At 69.4% G+C, this 4,800-nt stretch carries 4 protein-coding genes; 1 reads left to right on the forward strand and 3 read right to left on the reverse strand.

Features of this window, described 5'->3' with window-relative positions; translation table 11 throughout:
* The 3 genes from Q0066_RS16635 to Q0066_RS16645 form a co-directional block, all read right to left on the reverse strand.
* A partial coding sequence (locus Q0066_RS16635; RefSeq protein WP_298135032.1) for a MerR family transcriptional regulator occupies nt 1-482 on the reverse strand: 482 nt, incomplete at its 3' end.
* A complete protein-coding gene (locus Q0066_RS16640; RefSeq protein ID WP_298135034.1) occupies nt 457-1,683 on the reverse strand; it encodes an MFS transporter in 1,227 nt (408 codons plus the stop codon). The genes Q0066_RS16635 and Q0066_RS16640, both read right to left, overlap by 26 nt.
* 34 nt (nt 1,684-1,717) lie before the next feature.
* Nucleotides 1,718-2,194, reverse strand: a complete 477-nt coding sequence (locus Q0066_RS16645) for a DUF2505 domain-containing protein (protein WP_298135036.1) — start codon at nt 2,192-2,194, stop codon at nt 1,718-1,720.
* Between the two features lie 124 nt (nt 2,195-2,318).
* On the opposite strand from Q0066_RS16645, the gene Q0066_RS16650 reads away from it, so the two are divergent.
* The coding region (locus Q0066_RS16650; RefSeq protein ID WP_298135038.1) for an NAD-glutamate dehydrogenase domain-containing protein at nt 2,319-4,800 on the forward strand (2,482 nt) is incomplete at its 3' end.

Genomic DNA, 4,800 nt, shown 5'->3' on the forward strand with positions numbered 1-4,800 from the left:
AGCATCGCCTGCTGGGTGTCGATCCAGGTGGCGACCAGGTCGGGATACAGCACCTGGATGAGCAGCCAGGCGTCCCGCTCCATCTGCAGGGTGCGCTCCGAGACACCGAGGGCACGCATCTCGTCGTGCATCCGGGTCACCCGCGGCGGAAGGAACGGCTCACCCTGGGCGGCGAGCCGATCGAGGGACTGCCGGGTCGACTCCAGTTCGGCGATCCGGGCCTGCAACTCGGCGTCGATCTGGGCGGCGGCGTCGCGGAAGGCGTCCGGTTCGGCGTCGACCAGCTCACGCACCCGGGACAGCGGGACGCCGGCATCGGCGAGCACCTTGATCCGGTGCAGGTCCACCACGGCCTGGGCGTCGTAGCTGCGGTAGCCGGCCGAGTTGCGTTCCGGCTCGGGCAACAGCCCGAGCGCGTGATAGTGCCGAATCGCCCGCCGGGTGACTCCGGTGTACTCAGCCAACTGGCCGATGGTCAGCATCGGCGTCCTCTCGTCGCGGCTGAATGTAGTTCCTCAATCCAGGTGCGACCAGGGCGTACGCCCCCACCACGGCCCAGCCGGCGGCCAGCACCCAGGCGCCGGTGCGCAGGTCGGCGCCGGACAGCACGATCGCCATCAGGCCGAGACCCAGCGGGCTGGCCACCATCGCCAGCGCCGAGTAGGCCCCGAAGACCCGGCCGCGGAGGGCGTCCGGCACGTGTTCGGTGAGCACCACGGTGCTGATCGGTTGCAGCAGCCCCGAACCCAGGCCGGCGGCCACCATGCCGGCCGCGACCAGCCAGAACCCCTGCAGCGGTGCGATCAGGACGGCGGACGCGACGTAGAGCAGGTTGGCCACCACCCACGCCGCCCAGCGCCGTCCGTCGAAGAGCCAGCCGTAGACCCCGGAGCCGGCCATCGTGCCGACCGCGTAGGCGGAGAGACTCAGGCCCAGCAGGCCGGGTGCGGCGAGAGCCACGAAGTGGGCGGGCAGCACCACGCTGAGCAGCGGTGCGACCAGCACCATGGAACCCAGGCTGACCACCAGCAGGATCAGCAGTGGCCGGCTGCGCCAGATGTGGGTGAACCCGGCCAGCGGCGAGTTGTCCTCGGCAGCTGCGACCGCGCTGGCGCGCAGCGGCATCACCCCGATGGCCAGGGCGGCGACCGCGGAACAGGCGGCGGTGATCCAGACCACCTGAATGGACGGCAGCACCGCCAGCAGCCAGCCGGCCACCGCGGGACCGGCCAGGAACGACAGGCCGAACAGCATGCCGCGCCAGGCGGCGATCTTGTCCAGCCCGACACCGGAGGTTTCGGAGACGTTCGCCAGTAACGTCTCCCGCGCGGTCATCCCCGGGACGTCGAACAGTGCGCCCAGCACCCCGAGAGCGATGAACCAGGCGACGTTGAGACCGACCGCCGCATCGACGATGGCGAGCGCGGCGACCGCGACCGCCGAGCCGATGTCGGACAGCACCGACATGCGGCGGCGTCCGATCTTGTCGATCAGGTGTCCGCCGACGAACGCCGCGATGGCGCCGGGGACAGCACTGACCGCCGCCACCAGGCCGGCCATCGCCGGGTCGCCGGTGCGTTCCAGCACCAGCCAGGGCAGCACGATGGCGATGGCCGAGTTGCCGAACAGCGAAGTGGCGGTCGCGGCGAGGTACAGCGGCAGCGTGGTCTTGGTCGTCGTCACACCATCGAGTGTGAGGGTTGACGTTACGTCAAGGTCAACTGCGCTCGGCGAGCCACTTGTCGCCGACCTGCTGCTGGACGTCGAACCCGGCGGTCAGCGCCGGCGCAGCCTTGCCCTCCAGGGACCGGCCGACCAGCGGCACCTTGATGGTGAACTCGCCGACGAAGTCGACCACAGTGCCGCGTCCGCCGGCCCGCAGGTCGATGGTGAGCTGGGCCCGGGCCGGCATGCCCTGCACGGTCAGCTCCAGGTCACCGGTCCGGGCGCCGGTCGCGTCCGCGGCGTTCCAGCGGATCTCCTGCAGCAGGGTCAGCCGGTCGCCGAGCAGGCTGCGGACCGCCGAGGGTGCCTCCAGCGTCCGCTGGACGGCAGTGTGTTCGGGCACCCCGTCCACCCGATAGTCGAGGTCTCCGGACGCCTCGCACACCTGAGCCAGGAAGGCGGGATCGGTGAGCATCGCGTGGGTGGTGAGAGCGTCCGCGGCGAAGTCGTTGCGGGCCTGAATCTGCATGCGGGCCATTCTGCCGTAGGAAGTCGACCGACTTTGTCTAGCGACGCGCTCGCCCCCGCGACATCGGATGAACTGCGCACTACAGTGAGTGGCTTGCACGATGGTGGGCTCGCAAGGAGGCGATGTGTCCGCAATAAATCCGTCTCGTCCGGACTGGATCCATGAATTGCTTGGCGAACTGTCGATCAGGCTGAAGAATCTTCCGGAGCTGATGCTGCCCGATGGCTTCGCCGAGCACTACGTCCGGCACCTGCCGGACAGTGAGCTGGGCGACCTCGAGCCGGGCCGGGTGGCGGATCTCATCGTGGAGCATCTGCGGCTGGGCCAGCGCCGGTCGGCGGGCGAATCCCAGGTCCGGGTACTGCTGCCCGAGCAGCCCGGCGCCTCCACCGTGATGCTGATCGTGGCCGACGACCGTCCGTTCCTGGTTGACACGGTCAGCATGGACATCACCCGCGGTGGCTGGAACATCCGGTCGCTGTTCCATCCCCAGTACGAGGTCCACCGGGACGGCGACGGCACCCTGACCGAGCTGGGCGGAACCGGGCCGGGCGCGACGGCCGAGTCCTGGATCTGCGTCGAGGTCTTCCCTCCACTGGGTCAGGCGGCCGACCAGCTCGCCGAGGCGTTGCAGGCGGCGATCAGCGGCGGGCTGGCTGCCGTCCGGGCAGCCGTGGACGACTGGCAGCCGATGCAGCGCCGGCTCGCCGAGACCATCGAGCTGATCAATGACAATCCGCAGCCGGTCAGCCCGCACGACGTCCGCGAGGTGACCGAGTTGCTGCAGTGGCTGGGCGCCGGAAACTTCGTGCTGCTCGGCTATCGGGAGGCGCGGCATGACGGCGACGGCTATCAGCCGGTGCCGGGAACCGGCCTGGGCATTCTGCGTGAGGAGGCCAGCGCCGAGGAGTTCCAGGCCGTCCCGATCAACGGTGACCGGGCGCTGATCGTGCTCACCAAGGACTCCCGGCGTTCACCGGTGCACCGTCCCGCCTACCTCGACTACATCGGCGTCCGGGTCTACGACGCGACCGGACGGCTGGCCGGGGAACGCCGCTTCCTGGGTCTGTTCGCGGCGTCGGCGTACAGCGAGAGCGTCTGGGACATCCCGCTACTGGCGCGCAAGGCGCAGCGGCTGCTGGACGCGTCCGGCTTCGACCCGCACAGCCACGGCGCTTCGGCGATCCGTCAGGTGATCGACAGCTACCCGCGCGACGAACTGTTCCAGGCCAGCACCGATGAACTGCTCCCGGTGATCACCCAGGAGGCTCAGTTCAAGGACCGTCGGGTGGTTCGGGTGTTCATCCGGCGAGGCTGCTACGGGCGGTTCATCTCGGCGCTGGTGTTCCTGCCCCGGGACCGCTACACCACCGACGTCCGGGAGGCCATCCAGCGGATCCTGATCGACGAGATGGGTGGCGAATCGGTCGAACACCAGGCCCGGGTCACCGAATCGGTGCTGGCCCGGCTCTTCTTCGTGGTCAAGCGGCCGGACGACGACCCGCTGCTCGGCGAACTGGACGAGGTGGCACTGGAAGCCCGGATCGAGACCGCCGTCCGCAGCTGGGACGACGACTTCGAGAACGCCGCGCGCGATCTGCCGAGCGAGTCCCGCGGGGTCGAGTTCAGCGAGGCCTACAAGGAGGAGTACCCGGCCGCGGTCGGTGTGGTCGACCTGCAGCTGGCGAACCAGCTGACCGGCGACGACGACCTGACCTACGACGTCTACCGGCCGCTGTGGCCCAACGACTCCGCCGACGTCCGGTTCAAGGTGTTCGCCTACCGGCAGATGTCGCTGGCCGACGCGATGCCGCACCTGTCGGTGCTCGGGGTGGAGGTGCTCGACGAACGACCGTTCGAGTTCAAGCTCCGCGGACGGGACGTCTACCTGTACGACTTCGGGCTGAAGCTGTCCGGTGCCGCCGACCGCCGTCCGGAATGGACGCCGGAACTGCAGGCGCGGTTCATCGACACCTTCGACGCCACCTACCGGGGGCGCGCCGAGTCGGGCAAGTTCAACCGACTGGTGATGACCGGCGGGCTCACCTGGCAGGAGATCGCCTGGCTACGGGCGATGTCGCGCTACCTGGTGCAGGCCGGCATCCCGTACAGCCAGCCGTACGTGGCGGCCACCCTCAACGACAATCCGGTGATCGCGGCCGCGCTGGTCCGCGCCTTCCGGACCAAATTCGATCCGGACGCCGATTTCGCCGACCTGGATGCCCGTGCCGCGGCCGTCGACGAGGCGTGCACCGCGATCGAGCAGCAATTGGCCGAGGTGGCCAGCCTGGACGCCGACCGCATTCTGCGGATGTTCCTGGCCGTGCTGCGGGCGATGATCCGCACCAACGCGTTCCAGCCTGGTGCGCCGGCGCACGCCTTCAAGGTGCACCCACGCGAATTGGCGCTGCTGCCGGAACCGCGGCCGATGTTCGAGATCTTCGTCTACTCGCCGCGGGTGCAGGGCGTGCACCTGCGGTTCGGCAGCGTCGCCCGGGGCGGCTTGCGCTGGTCGGATCGCCGCGAGGACTTCCGCACCGAGGTGCTGGGTCTGGTCAAGGCGCAGATGGTGAAGAACAGCGTGATCGTGCCGTCCGGCGCCAAGG

Origin of the sequence: Micropruina sp. (assembly GCF_027492755.1) — a bacterium.
Taxonomy (GTDB): Bacteria; Actinomycetota; Actinomycetes; order Propionibacteriales; family Propionibacteriaceae; genus Micropruina.

Excerpts from the sequence above, each read along its gene's own strand:
- Q0066_RS16645 (WP_298135036.1), bottom strand. The coding sequence starts at position 2,194 with ATGCAGATTCAGGCCCGCAACGACTTCGCCGCGGACGCTCTCACCACC.